18 protein-coding genes and 1 tRNA gene are annotated in these 21,262 nt (G+C 63.9%); 12 read left to right on the top strand and 7 right to left on the bottom strand.

Going from position 1 to position 21,262, the window contains the following annotated elements; all coding sequences use genetic code 11:
• Positions 1-25: 25 nt before the first annotated feature.
• The 3 genes from ACYVG8_RS02885 (at position 26) to ACYVG8_RS02875 (ending at position 3,139) form a co-directional block, all read left to right on the top strand.
• Positions 26-1,417 carry an NAD-dependent succinate-semialdehyde dehydrogenase gene (locus ACYVG8_RS02885; protein WP_028500273.1) on the top strand — a complete coding sequence of 464 codons (1,392 nt, stop codon included), beginning with the start codon at positions 26-28 and terminating at the stop codon, positions 1,415-1,417.
• 414 nt (positions 1,418-1,831) lie between these two features.
• A complete protein-coding gene (locus ACYVG8_RS02880; RefSeq protein ID WP_460744990.1) occupies positions 1,832-2,692 on the top strand; it encodes an AraC family transcriptional regulator in 861 nt (286 codons plus the stop codon).
• A 54-nt stretch (positions 2,693-2,746) separates the two neighbouring features.
• A complete protein-coding gene (locus ACYVG8_RS02875) occupies positions 2,747-3,139 on the top strand; it encodes a cupin domain-containing protein (RefSeq protein ID WP_051529042.1) in 393 nt (130 codons plus the stop codon).
• A gap of 160 nt (positions 3,140-3,299) precedes the next feature.
• Here ACYVG8_RS02875 and ACYVG8_RS02870 read toward each other — a convergent pair whose 3' ends face one another.
• The 3 genes from ACYVG8_RS02870 to ispB all read right to left on the bottom strand — a co-directional run bounded on the left by ACYVG8_RS02870 (position 3,300) and on the right by ispB (position 5,370).
• Positions 3,300-3,869 carry a hypothetical protein gene (locus tag ACYVG8_RS02870; protein ID WP_460744989.1) on the bottom strand — a complete coding sequence of 190 codons (570 nt, stop codon included), beginning with the start codon at positions 3,867-3,869 and terminating at the stop codon, positions 3,300-3,302.
• A 445-nt stretch (positions 3,870-4,314) separates the two neighbouring features.
• Positions 4,315-4,389: transfer RNA gene (locus ACYVG8_RS02865), tRNA-Arg, on the bottom strand.
• Between the two features lie 12 nt (positions 4,390-4,401).
• Complete coding sequence (gene ispB / locus ACYVG8_RS02860) at positions 4,402-5,370, bottom strand: octaprenyl diphosphate synthase (protein ID WP_107889214.1); 969 nt, start codon at positions 5,368-5,370, stop codon at positions 4,402-4,404.
• 202 nt (positions 5,371-5,572) lie between these two features.
• On the opposite strand from ispB, the gene rplU reads away from it, so the two are divergent.
• The 6 genes from rplU (at position 5,573) to ACYVG8_RS02830 (ending at position 12,302) form a co-directional block, all read left to right on the top strand.
• On the top strand, positions 5,573-5,884 hold the full coding sequence (gene rplU, locus ACYVG8_RS02855; protein ID WP_028500221.1) for a 50S ribosomal protein L21: 312 nt from the start codon (positions 5,573-5,575) through the stop codon (positions 5,882-5,884).
• A gap of 15 nt (positions 5,885-5,899) precedes the next feature.
• Positions 5,900-6,184: a 50S ribosomal protein L27 gene (rpmA, locus tag ACYVG8_RS02850; protein WP_028500222.1), complete on the top strand. Its 285-nt coding sequence runs from the start codon at positions 5,900-5,902 to the stop codon at positions 6,182-6,184.
• Positions 6,185-6,378: 194 nt separating this feature from the next.
• Positions 6,379-7,491 (top strand): GTPase ObgE, encoded by a 1,113-nt coding sequence (gene obgE, locus ACYVG8_RS02845; protein ID WP_028500223.1) that lies wholly within the window; start codon positions 6,379-6,381, stop codon positions 7,489-7,491.
• 8 nt (positions 7,492-7,499) lie between these two features.
• Positions 7,500-8,765, top strand: a complete 1,266-nt coding sequence (locus ACYVG8_RS02840) for a hypothetical protein (RefSeq protein WP_028500224.1) — start codon at positions 7,500-7,502, stop codon at positions 8,763-8,765.
• A gap of 5 nt (positions 8,766-8,770) precedes the next feature.
• Positions 8,771-9,415, top strand: coding sequence for a hypothetical protein (locus ACYVG8_RS02835; RefSeq protein WP_315384154.1), 645 nt, complete (start codon positions 8,771-8,773; stop codon positions 9,413-9,415).
• A 49-nt stretch (positions 9,416-9,464) separates the two neighbouring features.
• The gene (locus ACYVG8_RS02830; protein ID WP_107889216.1) at positions 9,465-12,302 is read left to right on the top strand and encodes an ATP-binding protein; all 2,838 of its coding nucleotides are present in this window, start codon (positions 9,465-9,467) and stop codon (positions 12,300-12,302) included.
• Between the two features lie 36 nt (positions 12,303-12,338).
• Here ACYVG8_RS02830 and ACYVG8_RS02825 read toward each other — a convergent pair whose 3' ends face one another.
• From ACYVG8_RS02825 to ACYVG8_RS02815, 3 genes are all read right to left on the bottom strand, one after another.
• Positions 12,339-13,415 carry an MraY family glycosyltransferase gene (locus tag ACYVG8_RS02825; protein WP_460744988.1) on the bottom strand — a complete coding sequence of 359 codons (1,077 nt, stop codon included), beginning with the start codon at positions 13,413-13,415 and terminating at the stop codon, positions 12,339-12,341.
• A gap of 283 nt (positions 13,416-13,698) precedes the next feature.
• On the bottom strand, positions 13,699-14,715 hold the full coding sequence (gene galE / locus ACYVG8_RS02820) for a UDP-glucose 4-epimerase GalE (protein ID WP_028500226.1): 1,017 nt from the start codon (positions 14,713-14,715) through the stop codon (positions 13,699-13,701).
• A 72-nt stretch (positions 14,716-14,787) separates the two neighbouring features.
• The gene (locus tag ACYVG8_RS02815) at positions 14,788-17,163 is read right to left on the bottom strand and encodes a penicillin-binding protein 1A (protein WP_028500227.1); all 2,376 of its coding nucleotides are present in this window, start codon (positions 17,161-17,163) and stop codon (positions 14,788-14,790) included.
• Positions 17,164-17,299: 136 nt separating this feature from the next.
• Here ACYVG8_RS02815 and ACYVG8_RS02810 point away from each other — a divergent pair, with 136 nt between their 5' ends.
• From ACYVG8_RS02810 to ACYVG8_RS02800, 3 genes are all read left to right on the top strand, one after another.
• Positions 17,300-17,824 (top strand): shikimate kinase, encoded by a 525-nt coding sequence (locus ACYVG8_RS02810; RefSeq protein ID WP_028500228.1) that lies wholly within the window; start codon positions 17,300-17,302, stop codon positions 17,822-17,824.
• A complete protein-coding gene (aroB, locus tag ACYVG8_RS02805; protein ID WP_028500229.1) occupies positions 17,821-18,912 on the top strand; it encodes a 3-dehydroquinate synthase in 1,092 nt (363 codons plus the stop codon). The genes ACYVG8_RS02810 and aroB overlap by 4 nt, the downstream gene beginning before the upstream one ends.
• Positions 18,913-19,373: 461 nt before the next feature.
• Positions 19,374-19,760, top strand: coding sequence for a type IV pilus assembly protein FimV (locus ACYVG8_RS02800; protein ID WP_051529028.1), 387 nt, complete (start codon positions 19,374-19,376; stop codon positions 19,758-19,760).
• Between the two features lie 87 nt (positions 19,761-19,847).
• Here ACYVG8_RS02800 and ACYVG8_RS02795 read toward each other — a convergent pair whose 3' ends face one another.
• A complete protein-coding gene (locus ACYVG8_RS02795; protein ID WP_028500231.1) occupies positions 19,848-21,182 on the bottom strand; it encodes a UDP-glucose dehydrogenase family protein in 1,335 nt (444 codons plus the stop codon).
• Between the last annotated feature and the right edge of the window lie 80 nt (positions 21,183-21,262).

The following is a 21,262-nucleotide window of genomic DNA, read 5'->3' as shown; positions in this document are numbered from 1 at the left end:
GCAGATGTGAAAGGACGGTTCACCTATGGCGTATGCCACTCTCAATCCGTATACCGGCGAGCTCCTGAAGACGTTTCCGGACGCCACCGATGCGGAAGTTACCCAGGCGATCGATAACGCCCATGCAGCCTTCCTGAAGTGGAAAACCACCTCGTTTGCCCAGCGCGCCGCCATTCTGCGCCAGGCCGCGACGCTGCTCCGCAAGGGCAGCAAATCGTATGCCGAACTGCTGACGATCGAGATGGGCAAGCTGTTTGCCGAAGCCCAGGCTGAAGTCGAGCTGTCGGCTCAGATCCTCGAATACTATGCCGACAACGCCGAAGCGCTGCTGGCCCCGGAAAAACTGCCGGTGGCCAAGGCCGCCGAAGGCGAAGCCATTCTGGTCCATGAACCGCTTGGCGTCTTGCTGGCCATCGAACCGTGGAACTTCCCGTACTACCAGATTGCCCGCATCATTGCGCCGCAGCTGTCGGCCGGTAATACCGTGCTGCTGAAGCATGCGTCCAATGTGCCGCAAAGTGCCGCCGCGTTCGAAAAACTGATGGCCGAAGCCGGGCTGCCGACTGGCGCCTTCAAAAACCTGTATGCGACGCGTTCGCAGATCGAAGCCATCCTCAACGACCCGCGCGTTCATGGCGTGGCGCTGACCGGCTCGGAAGGCGCCGGTGCCGTAGTGGCCGCCCAGGCGGCCAGGGCACTGAAAAAGTCCACGCTGGAACTCGGTGGCGCCGATGCCTTCGTGGTGCTGGCCGACGCCGAGCTGGACAAGACGGTCAAGTGGGCGGTCTTTGGTCGCCACTGGAACGGTGGCCAGGTCTGCGTGTCGTCCAAGCGCATGATCATTGTCGACGAGGTGTATGACGCGTTCCTCGAACGCTACACCGCCGGTGTGGCCGCCCTGCGCGCCGGCGACCCGTTCGCCGCCGACACCACGCTGGCTCCGCTGTCGTCGCAGGCCGCTGCCGACGAAGTGAAGGAAAAGATCCGCCAGGCCGTCGCCCATGGCGCGACCGCGACCGAAGTCGGCCCGAAAGTGCCGACCCGGGGCGCCTTCGTCCAGCCGACCATCCTGACCAATGTGTCGTCCGACAACCCGGCCTACTACTGGGAATTCTTCGGCCCGGTGTCGATGCTGTTCCGCGCCCGGGACGAGGATGACGCCGTGCGCATCGCCAACGACTCGCCGTTCGGCCTTGGTGGTTCGGTCTTTACCGCCAACACCCGCCATGGCGCCGAAGTGGCGGCGAAGATCTCGACCGGCATGGTGTTCGTCAACCATCCGACCATGGTCAAGGCCGATCTGCCGTTCGGTGGCATCCGCCGCTCCGGCTACGGCCGCGAGCTGATCGGTCTCGGCCTCAAGGAATTCGTCAACCACAAGCTGATCAATGTGGTGGATATCGACGCCGAGTTCTGATTCCCGCTAGTGAATGGCGACAGCCCATGGCACATGAGTGCCGTGGGCTTTTTTGTGGGTGGAGGCTTCTGGGCGGGTCGCATCCCGGGGTAGCATGGGGGCCCTCTTTCCCGTTGGCCAGGCGCCGCCGCCCCCGGCTGGCGATGCCCCGTTCGCCGCGGTCAGCTGTACCGCCGGACCGTTTTCCTCTTTAGATCTGTGCCAGAAGGAAAACCCGATGCCTGACTGCCTCCTCGCTACCCCCAATGTCTTCAGCCGCAGCCGTGCCGCCCGGGACCTCCTGACCGAACCGCCGCGCGCAGGGGCGCAGGTGCCAAGCTGATGAGGGGTTTTCATGAGGCCCTGCCGCCGCTCCCGCGCGTCGTCATCGACCGGTTTCTTGCGACGTGGGCAGAGAAAGTACGGTAAGCGGAAATGGCACAGCGGATCACTATTGCGCTTCCGGGCCAGCACGACTGGGTGCAGCGGGCGTCTTCCGTGCGGGACGTGGAACGCATCGAAGCGTTCTTTGGTGGCCATGGCTACGACATGCACCGGCATGCAACCTATGCCATCGGCCGCACGCTGGCGGGTGTCCAGAGCTTCCACTATCGCCGCAGCATGACGCACAGCATGCCGGGGGGAACCCTCGTGCTGCATCCCGATGAGCCGCATGATGGTTCTGCCGGGACAGACGCCGGGTTTCGCTACCGGATGCTCTATATCGAACCGTCACTGATCCAGCGGGTGCTGGGCGGCCGGCCATTGCCGTTCATTGCCGGCGGGCTGTCCGCCGATCCACGGCTGCTGGCCGCTTCCGATGTGCTGCTCCGCTCCCTGGACGACCTCGCCCCCCTTGAGGAAGAGGATGCGATCTTCGATCTCGCGCAGGCGCTGGCTGCTGCAGCGGGGGCGCCGCGCGGGCGACAGGCTGTCGACTATCGTGCCGCCGAACTGGCCCGAAGCTACCTGCTGGACCGTCTGGAATGCACGGTGACGCTGGATGAGCTGGAACTCGTCAGCGGGCGCGATCGCTGGCGGCTGTCGCGGGACTTCCGGGTGCTGTACGGCACCAGCCCGTACCGCTATCTGACCATGCGCCGGCTGGAACGGGTGCGCCGCCTTGTCGTGGCCGGCCAGTCGCTGGCGCAGGCCGCACTCTGGGCCGGTTTTACCGATCAGAGCCACATGACGAAACACTTCACCCGTGCGTATGGCCTGTCGCCGGGCCGCTGGCTGCGTGCCTTGCGGGGCCTGTCTGACCCGGCGCCGACCTTGCAGGATCGTACAAGATAAGGCCCGGCAATCCCGGCAGACTGGCATGCATCCGACCACCACAAGGAGTCCGTCATGCCGAGCCATTCCACCCCCCACCGTCCTGCCCCGCACGCGATCAACCTGGCGCAGAAGTTGAACCTGGTCACCGACCGCTGGCAGCCCCGCGTCATCGCCGAGATGAACGACTACCAGTTCAAGGTAGTCAGAATCGCCGGCGAATTCGTCTGGCACTCGCATGCGGAAACGGACGAGACGTTTATCGTGCTGGACGGCCAGTTGCGCATCAATTTTCGCGATGGCCATGTACTCGTCAACAGCGGGGAGATGTATGTCGTCCCCAAGGGAGTCGAGCACAAACCCCATGCCAGTGAGGAGGTGCAGATGCTGCTGATCGAGCCAAGGGGGGTCGCCAATACCGGAGACCAGGGCGGGGAGAGAACAGCCCCGAACGACGTCTGGATCTGAACGTCCGGCGATAGCGCAGGGCAAAAACCCGCAACCATGACTGGTGGCGGGTTTTTGGGCTGCTCCGGTGCTGAAGCCAATAACTGGTTGCCTGGCCTGCGAGAAATTTGGCCGGATCACGGCAAGGATTCATTGGGTTCCCTTGAGCGAAAGGTCCACCCTACTTGCAATCAGGCGACCACTCTGACTTTTCCATTGATGCGGCAAACTGGGTGTTTTCGGCTGCGATCTGTTTGAGGGTGGCCAGTTTTTCCGCCGGGGATAGCTCGGCGCCTTGGGGGTACTTTTTGGCATACTGGAATACAAGCAAGCCATTGCATGCTTGCAGATGAAAGCTTTTGTGTACGTTTGATTCGTAGGCCGGATTTTTCGAGTCTGGTTCAAAGATTAGTCTGGCATAACCATTATTGCTCTTCAAATAAAGGTCGTAATGAGGTTTTGGAATCTGACGGTCTGAAGATGCCTTGGTTGCCTCTGCCCATTTTTGCGGAGAGATGATTAATGACTTTGAATAATTAAGCGTAATCAAAGATGACCATTTCTCTATGGGTTCGTTGTCCGTTGTGTATTCAAAAATGGCTCGGCCATTCGGGGCGGAATTTTCGTAGGCAAGTTTATACGTTTTTCCCATATAAGAAATTTCGCCCGGCGGCGTGAATACTTTCGCATAGGCTGGGGAAAAGAGGGTGGTGAGTAAAAGACAACACGCAAAACGGGATTTTATATTCATGATGTTAAAAATTTTTCGAGGGCGGTGTTGGATCAAAAATAGATCTTCTGCAAAGAGAAAATACTGGTCACTGCCGAGTATGACATCATTATTTCATGTCTGGACGTGGTCCGACATGCGTCGCCCTGCCTCTGGCTGCTGCATGCCGCAGTGTCTTCGCCCTGCGTACCAGCGCCGACTCGTCCGTGAAATGCACTCGAGGCAGGCGCGCATCTGCCGCGAACAGGGTCTCTCCTTGCGTTCTTCACGCCAACATCGGTCAGGGTCATGGCTGCGGTCTGCTGTTATCGATTTTTGGGTTTTTTACCTGATAACAGCGGAAATAACCGCAATCCGGTCCGGCTACCGCTGGATGTCGCGGGACCCCTCAGGACAACAAAAAACCCGCAGAGCCTTGCGCCATGCGGGTTTGGTGGCTGTTGCCGGACTGCTGTGGACTTCAGTGTGGCGCCCCCGACAGGAATCGAACCTGTAACTGCCCCTTAGGAGGGGGCCGTTATATCCATTTAACTACGGAGACTCACGGGAAAACTCAGCTGGTGCGGTCGACGGCCTGATGCACCAGATCGCACAGTGCCTGACGGGCGTCGGTGTCGGGCAGGATCGAAATGGCATCCTGCGCGCGGTGCACGGCGGCCCAAGCCTGTTCGCGGGCATAGTCGAGCGCGCCGCTGGATTGTACCGCAGCCAGCACCGCATCGAAATGGTCGCGGTTCGCCTGCTCCAGTGCCTGGCGCACGACGGCAGCCTGTTCCGGCGTGCCCTGGCGCATGACGTAGATCAGCGGCAGCGTCGGCTTGCCTTCGGCCAGGTCGTCGCCGAGGCTCTTGCCGATGGTGTCGGCGTCGCCCGAGTAGTCGAGCACGTCGTCGATGATCTGGAACGCGGTGCCGAGTTCGATGCCGTAGCGGGCCAGGGCTTCTTCCTGCTCCGGCGTGCCACGGGCGAGGATGGCGCCCAGCCGGCCGGCGGCCTCGAACAGTTTGGCGGTCTTGTACTGGATCACGCGCAGGTAGCCGGCTTCGTCGATACTGGTGTTGCCGATGTTCAGCAGCTGCAGCACTTCGCCCTCGGCGAGGACGTTGGTGGCGCCGGCCATGACTTCGAGCACGCGCATGCTGTCGGTGGCGACCATCATCTGGAACGCGCGGGTGTAGATGAAGTCGCCGACCAGCACGCTGGCGGCGTTGCCGAACATCGCGTTGGCGGTTTCGCGGCCACGGCGCAGGCTCGATTCGTCGACGACATCATCGTGCAGCAGCGTGGCGGTGTGGATGAATTCGATCATCGCCGCCTGCTCGTGCACACTGTCGCCGGACAGGCCGAGCGCACGCGCGGCCAGCAGCACGACGGCGGGGCGCATGCGCTTGCCGCCGGCGTTGATGATGTAGTCGGCAACCTGCCGGATAAGCACTACATCAGAATGCAGGCGACGACGGATGACCTGGTCGACGGCTTGCATGTCGTCGGCAATCAGTTTTCGATACAACGGGTTAGGCACGGCAGACTCGACTCGGAAACGCGCGGAGAACGTTCGGATTGTAACAAAAAGCGCGGGACGCGTGATGCTGTCTGCGTAACGGGCTGGCTGGCGCGGCGAAGGGGGCGGAACGGGTCGGGAAAGTTGACGCCAATCAGCGACTTGCGTATCCTCTTGCCTCTTCCGCGAATGGTTCGTGGAAGTTTATTGGAGTTCAATGTCTATGTTCGCGGTCGTAAAAACCGGTGGCAAGCAATACAAAGTTGCCATTGGCGAAAAACTCAAAGTAGAACAGATACCGGCAGACATCGACAGCCAGATTGTACTGGACCAGGTACTGATGGTTGCTGATGGTGAGCAGGTTGAAGTCGGTGTCCCGCTGGTGGCTGGTGCCACTGTCAAGGCCACTGTGATTTCCCATGGTCGTGGCGACAAGATCCGCATCTTCAAGATGCGTCGTCGGAAACACTACCAAAAGCATCAAGGCCACCGCCAGAACTATACCGAAATTCGCATCGACGAAATTTCGAAGTAATCCAGGAGCAGAATCATGGCACACAAAAAAGCTGGCGGTAGTTCACGTAACGGCCGCGACTCACAGGCAAAACGCCTCGGCACCAAGGTGTTCGGCGGCGAGCTGATTCCGGCTGGTTCGATCATCATCCGTCAACGTGGCACCCGTTTCCACGCTGGCGAAAACGTCGGTTGCGGCAAGGATCACACCCTGTTCGCCAAAGTCGACGGCTATGTGAAGTTCGTGACCAAGGGCGCGCTCAAGCGCAAGACCGTCGTCGTCCTGCCGTACACCGGCGTGGAAGAAGCGGTAGCAGCCTGAGCCACAGGCAGCGCATGCCTGACTGCTGACAAGGTCGGGTCGCACCGGGCGCCCAGCGCCCCCCGTGGCAGGATTTGTCAGCAGTGGCCCTATCCTTGTGATAGGGCTTTCGTTTTTCAGGAGACGGCGCACTGGCGCCGTCCGGCTGCCCCGCCTGCGCGCGCGGCGCATCCCCACCGCGTACCGGAGACACCATGAAGTTTATTGACGAAGCGAAAATCGAAGTAGTCGGCGGCAGGGGCGGCAACGGCTCCGCCAGCATGCGGCGCGAAAAGTTCGTGCCCAAGGGGGGCCCGGACGGTGGCGACGGCGGTCGTGGCGGCAGCGTGATCGCTGTTGCCGACAAGGATATCAACACGCTGGTCGACTACCGCTTCGTCAAGAAGTACATCGCCCGGCATGGCGAAGGTGGCCGTGGCGCCGATTGCTACGGCAAGGGCGCGGACGACATCATCCTGCGCATGCCGGTCGGCACGGTCATTGTTGACCAGGTGACCGGCGAACTGGTCGCGGACCTGACCCACGATGGCCAGCAGGCCGTGCTGGCCAAGGGTGGCAAGGGCGGGCTGGGCAATATCCATTTCAAGAGTTCCACCAACCGCGCACCGCGTCAGACCACCAAGGGTGAAGAGGGCGAGGAGCGCGCGCTGAAGCTGGAACTGAAGGTGCTGGCCGACGTCGGCCTGCTCGGCATGCCGAACGCCGGCAAGTCGACCTTCATCACTGCCGTGTCGGCTGCGCGACCCAAGGTCGCCGATTACCCGTTCACCACCCTGCACCCGAACCTGGGCGTGGTCCGCATCGACGAGAACCGCAGCTTCGTCATCGCCGACATCCCGGGCCTGATCGAGGGTGCAGCCGAAGGCGCAGGCCTTGGTCACCGCTTTCTCAAGCACCTGCAGCGTACCGGTCTGCTGCTGCATATCGTCGACCTGTCGCCGTTCGACCCGGAAGTGGACCCGGTGGCCGAAGCGCGCGCCATTGTCGAGGAACTGCGCAAGTACGACGAGCATCTGTACAACAAGCCGCGCTGGCTGGTGCTGAACAAGCTCGACATGCTCGACGAAGCCGACCGCATCGAAAAGACCCGGGCCTTCCTCGACGCCTATGGGGTCGACTTCACCGTCGACAAGCTGGCTGACTACGATCCGATGCAGCCGCGCCTGTTCACCATGTCGGCACTGACCGGCGAGGGGACGCGCGAACTGTGCTACGCGATCATGACCCATCTGGAACACGTGCGCGCCGCCGAACGCAGCGAGGAAGAACTCGCCGCCGCCGAGCAGCCGTACAACCCGGCCGCCTGATTCCGCGCATGCGCGACGATACGCTCGCCGATTTTCTGGCGCCGGGACTGTTTCCGGCCGACCTGCCGGCGCTGAGCGATCTGCTCGGCGCCCGACAGGTGATCGACGCCCTGATCACGCTGTTTCGTGGCGGGGAGGACGAAGTGCTGGTCCGGCTGCTGGTGCTGCGCGAAATCGGCGCCCGCGCCGGCGCACCGCGCTGGACGCCGCAGGATCTGCAGCAGCGCTTTGCCTACCTGAACCCGACCAAGCTCGACACCGTGCTCAAGCGGCTGCGCGAGAACGGCCTGCTGCTGTGGCACGCCGACAGTGGTGACTACCAACTGGCCGAACATGCGCGCCGGGTTCTGGCGGCGCTGGCCACGCTGGTGCAGCTGGACGGCGACGATGCCGAACTCGGCTATCTGGCCGGACAGGTGGCTGCCGGTCAGGCGATGGGCGAAGTCAGCGGCGAAGCGCTGACCCATCTGCTGGCCCGGCTGAACGAACTGCATGCCGAGTTCGAGGAAGCCCTTGAATCGCAATCCGAATTCCGTATCCGTGCGGCCCAGGGCCGGCTGGAAGCGGTATGGCGCTGGGTGGCGCGCGGGACGGAAGTCGTGCGAGCCATCATCCGTGACGATACCCAGGACCTGAGCACACTGGCCGCCGCGCAGCAGGTGGCCTATGCCCAGGCACGCATGCTGCATCTGGCCGGCACTTTCCAGCGCCGGCTGGCGCAACTGGCGGTGCAGCGGGTCCATCTTGGCCAGAGCGGCCTGACCTCGACCGATATTGCCGGCTGGCTGCGCACGCAGAGTGCGCCGGCACTGGCCGGCCTGCTGGATGGCGTGCTGTCCCCGCCGCCGCTGGCGGCTTTCCTGTCCACGCCGGAACTGGCCGATGTGGCCGAATACGAACTGATCGCCCGCGAGCGGGTCGTGGCGGCGACCACCGGGCTGCCGCCGTCGCGCGCGACCGACGATGCCGAGCCGCAGGCGGCCGAGCGGCAACAGGAGGCCGACGCCTTTCTCGAAGCGCTTGACGCGCTGCCGCCGGGCCGGATGGCGCCGATCGCCGGGATCGTGCTGGCCGACAGCTATGCCGAGACTGCCTATCGCATGTCGCTGCTGGCGCTGCTGGGTGACCCCGAGCCGGGCGATGATGCCGGCGCGCTGTCGCGGCTGGCGACCGCGCCGTGGGCACTGGCCGGTGGCGAGGGCCTGACCCATCCCGATCACCCCGAAATCGCGTCGCTGTCCGACGCGCAACTGATTCCTTTTACTGATCGCTGAGCCGCATGGACGCTGACCTTGCAACGCTTTCCGCGCGACTGATCGCGCACCGCACGCTTCCCCGCAGCGACAAGCTGGTTCGCCGCGCGCTGATGGACGAGGTGTTCCGTCAGGCGCTGGACGAACGGCTGGCCCAGGTCGGGCTGGCCCTGGCCGACAACCCGTATGCGGCCGAAGTGGCGGTCTGCCTGCAGCCGGCGCAGCATGAGGCGGTGTTCGGTCAGGGCGAAACCTGGCAGAACAATACGCTGGAGCTGCCGCGCGACGCAGTGGCGCTGCTGGTGGTGCTGTGGGCGCTGATCGTGCTGCCGAAGCGCGAACGCCAGCATGCGCGGGTCGAAGCCGGCCGCGAGTCGCAGCATGACATGTTCGGCGAAGGCAAGCCGATCGCCACTGGCGACGACGTGTCGGTCGGCGTCAACGAGGAGGCGATCTACGCCGACTTCGGCAATCTGCTTGGCGGTCGCACCAAGTTCAGTGCCAACCTTGGCCGGCTGGTGAACCTTGGCTTTATCGTTCGCCGGCAGAAGCTGCTGACCGAGGGCCCGCTGCTGGATACGCTGATCGACTACGGCCAGCTCGCGCCGCGCATCCTCGAAGGTGCGCTGTCCGAAGTGCTGCTCAAGCGCCGGCAGGACGCCGGCCTCTGAACCCGGGGCTTGCCCCGCTCCCTGTCCTTACTGGAATCCGGTCCAACGCATGTTTCAACTCCGCGCCCTCGAAATGGTTCATTGGGATTACTGGCAGCGCCTGACCGTGCCGCTGGACGCCCAGATCGTCACCATCACCGGCCCGAACGGCTCCGGCAAGACCACGCTGCTCGATGCGCTGCGGACCCTGCTGGCGCTGCGTTGTTCCGGCAAGCGCGACTACAAGCGCTATGTGCGCAACAACCGATCGCCATTCGCCTGGCTGCGCGGTGTGGTCGACAACCCGCGCCGGCTCGAATCGGGCCTGTACCCGACGCCGTTCTTCCCGCTGATGAGCGAACGCGTGACCCTGCTGTGCCGGGTCAGAAAACAGGGTGGCGACTGGGTACGCCATTACGCAATTCTGGAAGGCGATGTTCCACTTGGCGACGAGCTGGAGGCTGGCGTCACCTGGCTGGGCGTGCATGAATACCGCCAGCGGCTGGAGGCAGCCGGCCTGACGCCGGCGATTGCCGAGGTGCTGGCGCTGGAGCAGGGCGATACCGACAAGCTGTGTGAATACTCGCCGCGTGCGCTGCTGGACCTGGTGTTCCAGGTGTTCGGCGACAAGGCGGTGCTCGATCACTATGCGGCCGCACGCGATGAACAGGTGCAGACCGAGATCGAACTGGCCGAACTGGCCAAACGCCGCGATGTGCTGGCTGCGCGGGTGGAAAACGCCGTCGGTCGCGCCAATCGCTATGTCGAGTGGCGTGCGCTGCAGGACGAGATCGCCCGGCTGGAAAGCGAAGTGCTGCCGACGCTCGGCTATATCGAGGGCCGGGGCAAGCTGCGCCAGCACTGGCGTGACGAACGCGCGGCGCGCGCGGCCTGGCGTCGCGAGTGCGAGGCGCAGACGCTGGATCAGGCCGATCTGGCCGGGCTGGCACGGGCCGAGGCGCAGGCCGATGCCCGTCGTGTCGCGGCCAGCGATCACTACCGGCAGGTGCTGGCCGAGTTCCAGTCGGTGCGCGAGGCATGCGCCGGGCTGGACGCGCAACTGAAAGAGCGTGACCGGCTGCAGGCGCTGTCCGGCAAGGACTGGGGCGATGACCAGGCCCGACTGGCCGCCCGCCATGACACGCTGCGCCAGGAAGCCGCCGCGCTCGGCGCCAGCCTGAAGGCCCGGCGTGACGAGCGCGAACAGCTCGGGGTCGAACGTGCGGCGCTGTCCTCGGGTGGCCGGCGCGCACCGGACGAGGTGCGGGCGTTCCGCATCGCGCTGGAAGAGCAGGGCGTCGACCATGGGCTGCTGGCCGAGCGGGTCGAAGTCACCGATCCGGACTGGCAGATCGCCGTCGAGTCGCTGCTGAAACCGTATCGCCATCTGGTGCTGCTCGGCAATCCGTCCGACCGCGAAACCGCGTTCGCACTCGGACGCCGGCTGCGCTACCGGCACTTTATCGTGCCGGATGCCGAGCCGGCACCGCGTGCCAAACCGGGCAGTGTGCTGGAAGTGGTGCGCTTTGCCTCGGCCGTGCCGGGCTGGCTGGCGCGCATTCTGAATGACACCCGGCGGGTCGCCGACGAGCGCGAAGGCGAGGCACTGGGCGGCGAGTGGATCACGCCGGACGGTTATCTGCGCGAACGGCGCGGCGGCCGGCATATCGGCGTGGCCGCGCATGACCTCGCTTTTGGCGAGGCAGCGCGCCAGGCCCGGCTGGCCCAGGTCGAGGCCCGGCTGGAGCGGGTCAACCGTGACATCCTGGCCGAGGAAGAGCGGCAACTGGCACTGAATCGCGAAGCGCGCGAACTGGCCGAATACCTGGGCGGGGTCGATGCCATCCGCCTGCTGGAAGCGCGTGCCGACGAATATGCCGCACTGGAAGCCAGCCGCCGCGATCTCGCCGCGCGCGCCGCCGATATCGGCGCCGCCGTGGCGGCGGCGCAGGAGGCCGAGCGTCAGGCGCGTGACGAACACGACCAGGCCCGCCGCACGCACGAACGACGGGCGCTGAACCTGCAACAGCAGTCGCAGCGACTGTCAGCCCTGCAACTGGCCGCGGTCGAGGCGCGCCGCATGGTGCGCCGTGATCTGGCCAGTCTGCGCGATCTGGCCCGACGGCTCGACCCGAGCTGGCTGGATGCCGGGTATCTGGAGGCGCTGTCCGGTGAATTCGGCGATGCCGGGGATGCCGAGCACGCACTGCGCTATGCGCGTCAGCGGCTGGAACTGGGCGAGTGGGAGCGGGAAGAAACCGTGCTGACCAGCCGTGACCTGCTGCGCGACGAACTGGTCACGCTTGACCTCGACATGCAGAAACGCGGCGCGGAAGTGGAGCGCGCCAGTGCGCTGACCGACGAGGCGCGCAGCGCCTATGTCGGCAAGCTGCGCGCCACGGTACGCGCCTATGGCCGCAATCTGAAACGGCTGGGCGAGCTGTCCGGCATTGCGGTCGAGGCCGACCTGCCTGAGTTCGGCGACGACGATAGCCGCCTGCTGCAGGCCGGGCTGACCGTGCGCTTCAACTTCGACCACAAGGGCATGATGGGGCTGAATGACGGCGAGGCGTCCGGCGGGCAGCAGGTGATGAAATCACTGATCCTGCTGGTCGGACTGATGATGGACGAGTCCCAGCCATCCGGCTTCGTGTTTATCGACGAACCGTTTGCCCACCTGGACATCTTCAATATTGACCGGGTGTCGAGCTTCCTGCGCGCGACCGAAGCCCAGTACCTGATCACCACCCCGAATACGCACAACATCAATATCTTTGCGCCGAGCGAGCTGACGCTGGCCACGCGCAAGAAGCGGGCGGGTGAAGCGTGGGCGCCACCGTTGCTGCAGGTGCGGCGGAAGGGCAGCGCACCGGATACGCTGCCGGTTGACGAGCGCGCGGATCGTTGAGCGCCGGGAACCTCCGGGTGAAAAGCGCGGCCCCGGTTATTGCCGATCCTTGTGGGACTGCCGGTCGCGGACGACCAGCCAGCGCGGTGTCCGGAATTTGACAATGCGGCGGTACAGCCAGATGTAGGCGGCAATGAACAGCAGTGTGGACAACTGCAACAGCCGGGTGTTGTTCCAGAACAGTACTGCCGGTATTACGCCCAGCGATGACAGCAGCCACAGGTACGGCGAGGTCATCGAGTTGCGGAACAGCTTGTCGGCCGGGCGCGAACTGCCAACCGTCCATTTCATCAGCCGCTTGTAGATCAGCTGGTGCAGGTGGGCGGCATCCGGCATGCCCGGGTTCGAGCGCCGTGACGTCCGGCGCAGCACGGTGAATGTCATTTCGACGACCGGGTAGCTGACCAGCAGCAGCGCAAACCAGGGTGATACCTGAGGGTTGCGTGCGACCAGCAGGATATCGAGTGCGGCGATCAGGAAACCGAGCAGATAGGCACCGCCATCACCGAGAAAGATCAGCCCGCGCGGCCAGTTCCAGAGCAGGAAGCCCAGGCAGGCTCCGATGCCGGCTATTGCGCATGACCAGATCAGGTGGTCGCCGAGCAGGAAGGCGACATAGGCAATGCCACCCAGCATGATGGCCGCGACGGCTGTCGCCAGCCCGTTGTAGCCGTCGATGAAATTCATCGCATTTGTGACGCCGCAGATGGCGATCAGTGTCAGCGACAGGGAGACGGCCGGGTAGCGCAATGCGGCCTCCAGGACAGGGATGTCCAGCCGCGTAATCTGGACGCCGAGCAGCCACCATCCCAGTCCCGCTGACAGCAGGATCCCCGCCATGCGCAGGCCCAGCCCGCCCTGTTTGGACATGTCTTCATACAGCCCGCTGAGGAAGGCCGGCAGCGTGACTGCCAGCAGCCCCAGGTAGGCGGTGTGAAGTGGCGAGTGCCGCAACCACAGTACCAGCCAGCCAGTGCCCAGTGCGATGAGCAGCGCGACACCGCCGATGCGGGGCACCGGGGCAACATGGAATTTTTGCACGCCTGACAGGTCGGAGTCCGCACTGAGCCGGGCATGAAAGTGACTACTGCGTACCAGCCACAAGGTAAGCATAAAGCTGGTCAGTAGAGTGGATACGAAGAGAACCATACCGATATTCTAACGGATTGGGCTCTCCTGACGCGGAAAGCTGTAGATGAAAATCCGCGAAAAAACAGTGGGGTGGATCTGTTCTGATAAAAGGAGCTGTTTCCACCATGTGCATTATTACTGACTGACACTCTCGGCCGAAGTTGGGCGGGCTTGGCGCAATCTGGAATTTTCCAGCTCAGCGAGCATGGTAAATATCTGGCAAGCAGCAGTATGGATATTCACTCCGGATAGTTACCCATTTCGCTCAATAACCGTGAGGATTGTCGCATTGCCATCGCCATGTATCCGCACACATGGCATCCAGTCCGCGTGTCGCTTTCCAGCCCAGTTCCCTTTCTGCCCGAGCGGGATCGGCATAGCAGGTAGCCACGTCGCCTGGACGACGGGCAGCAAGGACATGCGGGACCTTGCGACCGCTGACTCGCTCGAAAGCATGTACGACATCCAGTACTGAATACCCGCGCCCGGTGCCCAGGTTGCAGGTGTGCAGCTGTCCGGCGGGGGTGTTGCCCAGTGCCTCAATGGCCCTGGCGTGGCCAACCGCCAGATCGACCACATGCAGATAGTCACGCACGCCGGTCCCATCCGCTGTCGGGTAGTCATTGCCGTATACCGACAAGAATTCCCGCTTTCCGACGGCGACCTGTGCAATAAACGGCATCAGATTATTGGGAATACCCTGCGGGTCTTCCCCGATCAGCCCGCTCTCGTGCGCCCCTACCGGATTGAAATAGCGCAGGATCATGATCGACCAGTCCGGCTCTGCGCGGTGCAGGTCGCGCAGCATGTCTTCGACGATCAGCTTGCTGCGGCCGTAGGGGTTGGTCGCGGACAGCGGAAAGTCTTCGGTGATCGGTACCTGGTGCGGGTTGCCGTATACCGCGGCGGAAGAGCTGAACAACAGGGATTTCACGCCATGGCTGCGCATGGCTGTCAGCAGGGTGAGTGTGCCGCCGATATTGTTGTCGTAATAGCTCAGTGGCGCTGACACTGACTCGCCCAGAACTTTCAGCCCGGCAAAATGGACGACGGTGTCAATGGTGTACCGGGTAAACAGCTGCTCCAGCGTGCCGGCGTGACGGATATCACCCTCCACGAAGATCAGCGGCTTGCCAGTGATTCGTTCCACCCGGTGCAAGGCTTCCCGGCTGCTGTTGCACAGATTGTCCAGCACGACCAGCTCGTAGCCAGCCTCAAGCAGTTCGACACAGGTGTGGCTGCCTACATAACCGGCGCCACCGGTAACAAGAAGGGTGGTCATGGCGGTGTGACGGCATTTTAGAATGGTTGGATGGCGGAAGGAGCCGGCAGGCCCCTTCCGCCAGGCACAGCATCAGAACAGCTGTTCCTTCACGTTCTCGACCGCATCGCGCGCCGAGTCAGGCGGCGGCGTGCTCGGGCTGGCTGCCGGGTCGGCTTCATTGCTTTCCACCGAACGGCTGGCCTGGTTGTTGAGGCCGAGCTCCGGACTGGTCTGCAGGAATTCCTGATAGTAATACTCGGGCTGTCCGTGCAGGCCGGCACCCGGCTTGACCACGATGCCGCTGGGCACCGGCAGCTCGACTTCCGGTACGCTCTTCAGCGCGTGGCGCATGTACGAGATCCAGATCGGCAGCGCGGCGCCGCCCCCGGTTTCCCCGCCGCCCAGCGATTTGTTGTTGTCGAAGCCGACCCAGGCGATGCCGACCAGCTCGCCGGGGGCGAAGCCGGCGAACCAGGCATCCCGCGAATCGTTGGTGGTGCCGGTCTTGCCGGCCAGGTCGCTGCGGCCGAGCGACAGCGCGCTGCGACCGGTGCCGAACTTGACCACGTCCTGCATCAGGTTGGTCATGATGAACGCGTTGCGCGGGTCGATGACCTGCCTGGCGTTCTGGCCGGCCACGATCGGGGCGGTCTTGGCCAGCACATGGCCCAGACTGTCCTCGATGCGGTCGATAAAGTACGGCTTGACCTGCCAGCCGCCGTTGGCGAACACGCTGTAGCCCTCGGCCATGCCGAGCGGCGTCACCATGCCGGCGCCGAGCGCCATGGTCAGGTAGGCCGGATGCTGCTTGGGGCCGAAGTCGAAACGCTGCAGATACTGCTGGGTGTAGTCGGTGCCGGTGGCCATCAGCACCCGGATCGACACCAGGTTCTTCGACAGGGTCAGACCACGGCGCAGCGTCATCATGCCGGCGTAGCGGCCGTCATAGTTCTTCGGTTCCCAGCGCTGGCCGCCGATGGTCTGCGGGTCGATGACCAGCGGAGCATCATTGACCAGCGTGCTCGGGGTGAAGCCGCGTTCGAGGCCGGCCGAATAGATGAACGGCTTGAAGCTCGACCCCGGCTGGCGCCAGGCCATGGTCACGCGGTTGAAGTGGTTGCGGTTGAAGTCGAAGCCGCCGACCAGCGACTGGATCGCACCGGTCTTCGGGTCGACGGCGACGAATGCCCCTTCGACCTTCGGCATCTGGGTGATCGACCAGCCACCGTCCTCATCCTTGGTAATGCGGATGATGGAACCGGGGCGGATGCGTTGCGCCGGCGTCAGTTTCGGCGACAGGAAACGCTGGGCAAAGCTCAGTGCCCGCCCCCTCAGGTCCACCTTGTCGCCGCCGCGCAGATAGACGCTGACCAGCGTTGGCGAGGCTTCGAGTACCACGGCCGGCTGCAGCGAGCCCGAGTCGCGAATGGCGGCGAGCGCATCATCCAGCGCTTCGTCACGGTCGGCGCCTTCCGGCAGCGCGGCCAGATCGATGAACGATTCCGGTCCGCGATAGCCATGGCGGCGGTCATAGCTCATCAGCCCCTCGCGCACGGCGTCGAATGCCCAGCGCTGCGGGTCCGATTTCAGCGTGGTGTACACGCGGAAGCCCTCGGTGTAGGCGGCTTCCTTGTAACGGGTATACATCGACTGGCGCACCATTTCCGCCACGTACTGGGCCGGCACCGAGAAGTCCTCGTTGCGGCTGGCCAGCTTCAGCTTCTCCTGCTTGGCGGCCTCGTACTGGTCGTTGTCGATGAAGTTCAGCTCGCGCATGCGGCGCAGCACGTACAGTTGGCGCAGGTGCGCGCGTTCCGGATTCACTACCGGGTTGTACGAGGACGGTGCCTTCGGCAGGCCGGCCAGCATGGCCATTTCCGCCGGGGTCAGCTGGTCCAGTGTCTTGCCGAAGTAGATCTGTGCGGCCGAGGTGAAACCGTACGCGCGCTGGCCGAGATAGATCTGGTTGTAGTACAGCTCCAGAATCTGGTCCTTGGACAGGTTGTGTTCGATCTTGAATGCCAGCAAGGCCTCGTTGAACTTGCGGGTGAAGGTCCGTTCGCTCGACAGGAAGAAATTCTTCGCGACCTGCATGGTGATGGTCGAGGCGCCGGAGCGGATATGACCGGTGGTCACGTTGGCCACCGCCGCGCGGGCGATGCCGAGGTAGTCGATGCCGCCGTGTTCGTAGAAGCGCTCGTCCTCGGCAGCGAGAATGGCCTTCTTCATCAGCGGCGGGACTTCGCCGATCGGGGTGAACGAGCGACGTTCCTCACCGAATTCGCCGATCAGGGCGCCGTCTGCGGTATAGACGCGCAGCGGGATTTTCGGGCGATAGGCGGTCAGGACATCAAGGCTGGGCAGGCGGGGATAGGTGACGGCAATGCCGACACCAGCCAGACCTGCGCCGATGACGATCAGCACCGCGACAATCAGGGCGATGCCTCCGAGCAGTCGGGAAAACATGTGCGGTGAAACTTCCGATGGGAAAACAGCGCAGTATAGCGCCAGATGGTCCGCCTGCCATTTTCGTTGCGAACAGATACGATTGAGGCCCGCTCGGCCATGACGGCTGCGTGGGCCTTGGTTACAATGCGGCCCCATGACGGCAGGCAACTACATACTTATTGGCCTGATGGGTGCGGGCAAGACGACTGTGGGTCGTCACCTTGCCCGTCTGACCGGCCGAACCTTTCACGATTCCGACCACGAGGTCGAATCGCGTACGGGCGTGCGCGTGACCACCATCTTCGAGATCGAGGGCGAGAACCGCTTTCGCGAGCGCGAAAAGGCGGTGATCGCCGAGCTGATGCAGCGTGACGGCATCGTGCTGGCAACCGGTGGCGGTGCGGTGCTCGACCCGGACAACCGTGCGGCGCTGAAGGCCGGCGGCACGGTCATCTATCTGCGCGCGACCATCGACGACCTGCTGATCCGCACGGCGCACGACAAGAGCCGGCCGCTGCTGCAGACCGGTGACCCGCGCGCCAAGCTCGAAGCGCTGTTCGCCGTGCGCGACCCGCTTTATCGCGAAATTGCCGACGTGGTTGTCGACACCAGCCGGCAGAACGTCGGCGTGCTGGTGCAGCGGCTGCTGGCCAAACTCAAGGAAACTCCCGAGTCATGATCACGCTTGACCTGACGCTGCCCGACTGTCGCTACCCGATCCATATCGGCCGGGGCCTGCTGGACCGGGCCGGCGAACTGATGGCACCGGTCCTGCCGCAGCCGCGCGCGCTGATCGTCACCAATGACGTGGTGGCACCGCTGTATCTGGCGCGGCTTGAGGCTTCGCTGGCGGCCGCCGGCATCCAGACCCGGGCCGTGGTGCTGCCGGATGGCGAGTCGCACAAGGACTGGCAGACGCTGAACCTGATTTTTGATGCGCTGATCGACATGCGCGCCGAGCGCAAGACCACGCTGGTCGCGCTGGGCGGCGGCGTGGTGGGCGACATGACCGGTTTTGCCGCCGCCTGCTGGCAGCGCGGCGCGCCGTTCGTCCAGGTGCCGACCACGCTGCTGGCCCAGGTCGATTCGTCGGTCGGCGGCAAGACGGCAATCAACCACCCGGCCGGCAAGAACATGATCGGTGCGTTCTGGCAGCCGCGGCTGGTGCTGGCCGATATCGCGCTGCTCGACAGCCTGCCGCCGCGGGAGCTGTCGGCCGGGCTGGCCGAAGTGTTCAAGTATGGCCTGATCGGCGATGCCGGTTTCTTCGACTGGTGCGAGGCGCAGGCGGCAGCGCTGATGGCGCGCGATGCCGATGCGCTGATCCATGCCGTGCGCCGCAGTTGCGAGATGAAGGCCGACATTGTCGGGCAGGACGAGAAGGAGCAGGGCGTGCGCGCACTGCTGAATCTCGGTCATACCTTTGGCCACGCGATCGAAGCCGGGCTCGGCTTCGGTGTCTGGCTGCATGGCGAAGCCGTGGCTGCCGGCATGCTGCTGGCGGCCGACCTGGCCGCGCAGCTCGGCCGCCAGTCCGCGGGCGAACTGGACCGGATCGAGGCCCTGCTGGCCGCGGTGCAACTGCCGGTACGCGCGCCGGACCTTGGACTCGACGCGTGGCTGTCGCTGATGGGGCACGACAAGAAAGTCGATGGCGGGCACCTGCGCTTTGTCGTGCCGGACGGCATCGGCCGGGCGAGCGTGGAATCGGACGTCGATGCCGATGCGCTGGCCCGGGTGCTGGGCGGTCGCTTTATCGCGCGCTGAACGGTATTTTCCCTGCTGCACCATGCTCATGGCTGCTGTATCAGCGGGGCGATCGGCATGGCGGAGCGAGGGGCAAATACCCTCACGGCGTAGCCGGTTTTGGTAATAATCTCCGCATAACACTTACTCAGGGGTGGGTGGAAAAGCGGCGATGATCACCATTGCCCGCGTGTTGCCGGCTGACGACCGGCCGTTCGCCCGCACCCGATTTCAGGGGGACTCTGCATGGACACCCGAGCCACGTCTGCGCTTGCCGCGCGCCCGTCGCAACCTTCCATCCTGCCGGGTTTTCCCTGCACCCTCTCCTGTTTTCCCTTCCGTGCCGCAAGACGACCCTCACCCCGGGCTGCCATGTCGAAGGCAAGCCCGTAATGACATTGGAAATCCGTATTTTCACTAATTGTCTAACAGTGCACGGTCGACGATGATCTGCCTGCATGCATGTGAGGAGAGCGCTTGCCATGGACTACGAGATTGAACTGCAAACCCTGATTAACGCCATGCTGCTGGTCAGCGTCAGTTATCTGCTGGGGCAATGGTGGCGACAGAACCGCTTCGTCAAAGCCAGCGCACGAGGCATCGATCCGGTCGGGGAGGCAGAGGTTTTCCTGTTCCAGGGCAAGGTTCGTCATGCCATCCGCGTACTGAAGGCTGCACTGGACGACGAACCGGGCAATATGTCGGTCAAGGTCGTGCTGCTGCGGGCGTTCGCCGATGGCAACTACATCCGCGAGTACAGCGAACTCGCACGCGAAGTGTCCGAACCGCTGCAGGGTGAACCGATCTGGCAGCAGATCCAGCGCACCGGGCGGGAAATGGAACCGGACAATCCGCTCTATCACTGCTGATAGCCAGTCGTACAAGCAAAAACCCGCCACACAGCATGGCGGGTTTTTTTCAAGCCCGCCGTGACGGCGGGCGTGGCTGGGCAGGGCTCAGGCGGCCTGCGGGCGGCCGATCGGGTAGTAGTCGATGCCGGCTTCCCTGACCGCTTCAGGCGAGAACAGGTTGCGGCCGTCGAAAATGACCGGTGTGCGCAGGCTGTTGCGAATCGCGGCGAAGTCCGGGCTGCGGTAGGCCTTCCATTCGGTCACGATGACCAGTGCGTCGGCCTGTTCCAGCGCCGTCATCGGCGTATCGGTAAAGCGCAGGCGCGGCTCGTCGCCATACAGCCGGCGGGCCTCGTCGATGGCCACCGGGTCGTGGGCCACGATGCGGGCACCGGCATCCAGCAGCGCGGCGATCAGGGTCCGCGACGGCGCTTCGCGCATGTCGTCGGTATCCGGCTTGAATGCCAGCCCCCACAGCGCGAAGGTGCGGCCGGACAGGTCGTCGCCGAAACGGGCCTTGATCTTGCGCGGCAGTACCGACTTCTGGTTCTCGTTGGCTTCCTCGACGGCGCTCAGCACGCGCAGGTCGATGCCGGCGGCATCCTTGGCTGTCTTCAGCAATGCCTGCACGTCCTTCGGGAAGCACGAGCCGCCATAGCCGCAGCCCGGGTACAGGAAGTGGTAGCCGATGCGCGGGTCCGCGCCAATGCCCTTGCGCACCATCTCGATATCCGCCCCGAGCACTTCGGCCAGGTTGGCCAGCTCATTCATGAACGAAATGCGGGTGGCCAGCATGGCATTGGCCGCGTACTTGGTCAGCTCGGCGCTCTTGATGTCCATGACCTGCAGGCGGTCATGGTTGCGCTGGAACGGTGCATACAGCGTGCGCATCAGCGCCAGCGCGCGTTCGTCCTCGACGCCGATGACGATGCGGTCCGGCCGCATGAAGTCGTCGATGGCGGCGCCTTCCTTCAGGAATTCGGGGTTGGATACCATGCCGAACGGCAGGTCGACACCGCGCGTGGCCAGCTCTTCGCAAATGGCGGCGCGGACCTTGTCTGCGGTGCCGACCGGCACCGTGGACTTGTCGATCACGACCTTGTAGTCGTCCATATGGCGGCCGATGGCGCGCGCGGCGGCGACGACATACTGGAGGTCGGCGGAACCGTCTTCATCCGGCGGCGTGCCGACGGCGAGGAACTGCACCGTGCCGAAACGGACAGCCTGCTCGACATCGGTGGTGAAGCGCAGCCGGCCGGCCGCCACGTTGCGGCGGATCATCTCTTCCAGACCGGGTTCGAAGATCGGGACGCCGCCCTGTTCCAGCGTGCGGATCTTGGCCGCATCCACATCCAGGCACAGTACGTCGTTGCCCACTTCCGCCAGGCAGGTGCCGGAAACCAGACCGACATAGCCGGTGCCTACAACAGTCACTTTCACGATTCGTTTGCTCCGACGTGATGATTCATCCGCAGTTTTTGCGGTGGGGAATGGCAAAACCGGCAGTTTATCACTGCGCG

This window comes from Microvirgula curvata, assembly GCF_054781615.1.
This window is presented reverse-complemented; position numbering and strand designations above follow the sequence as displayed.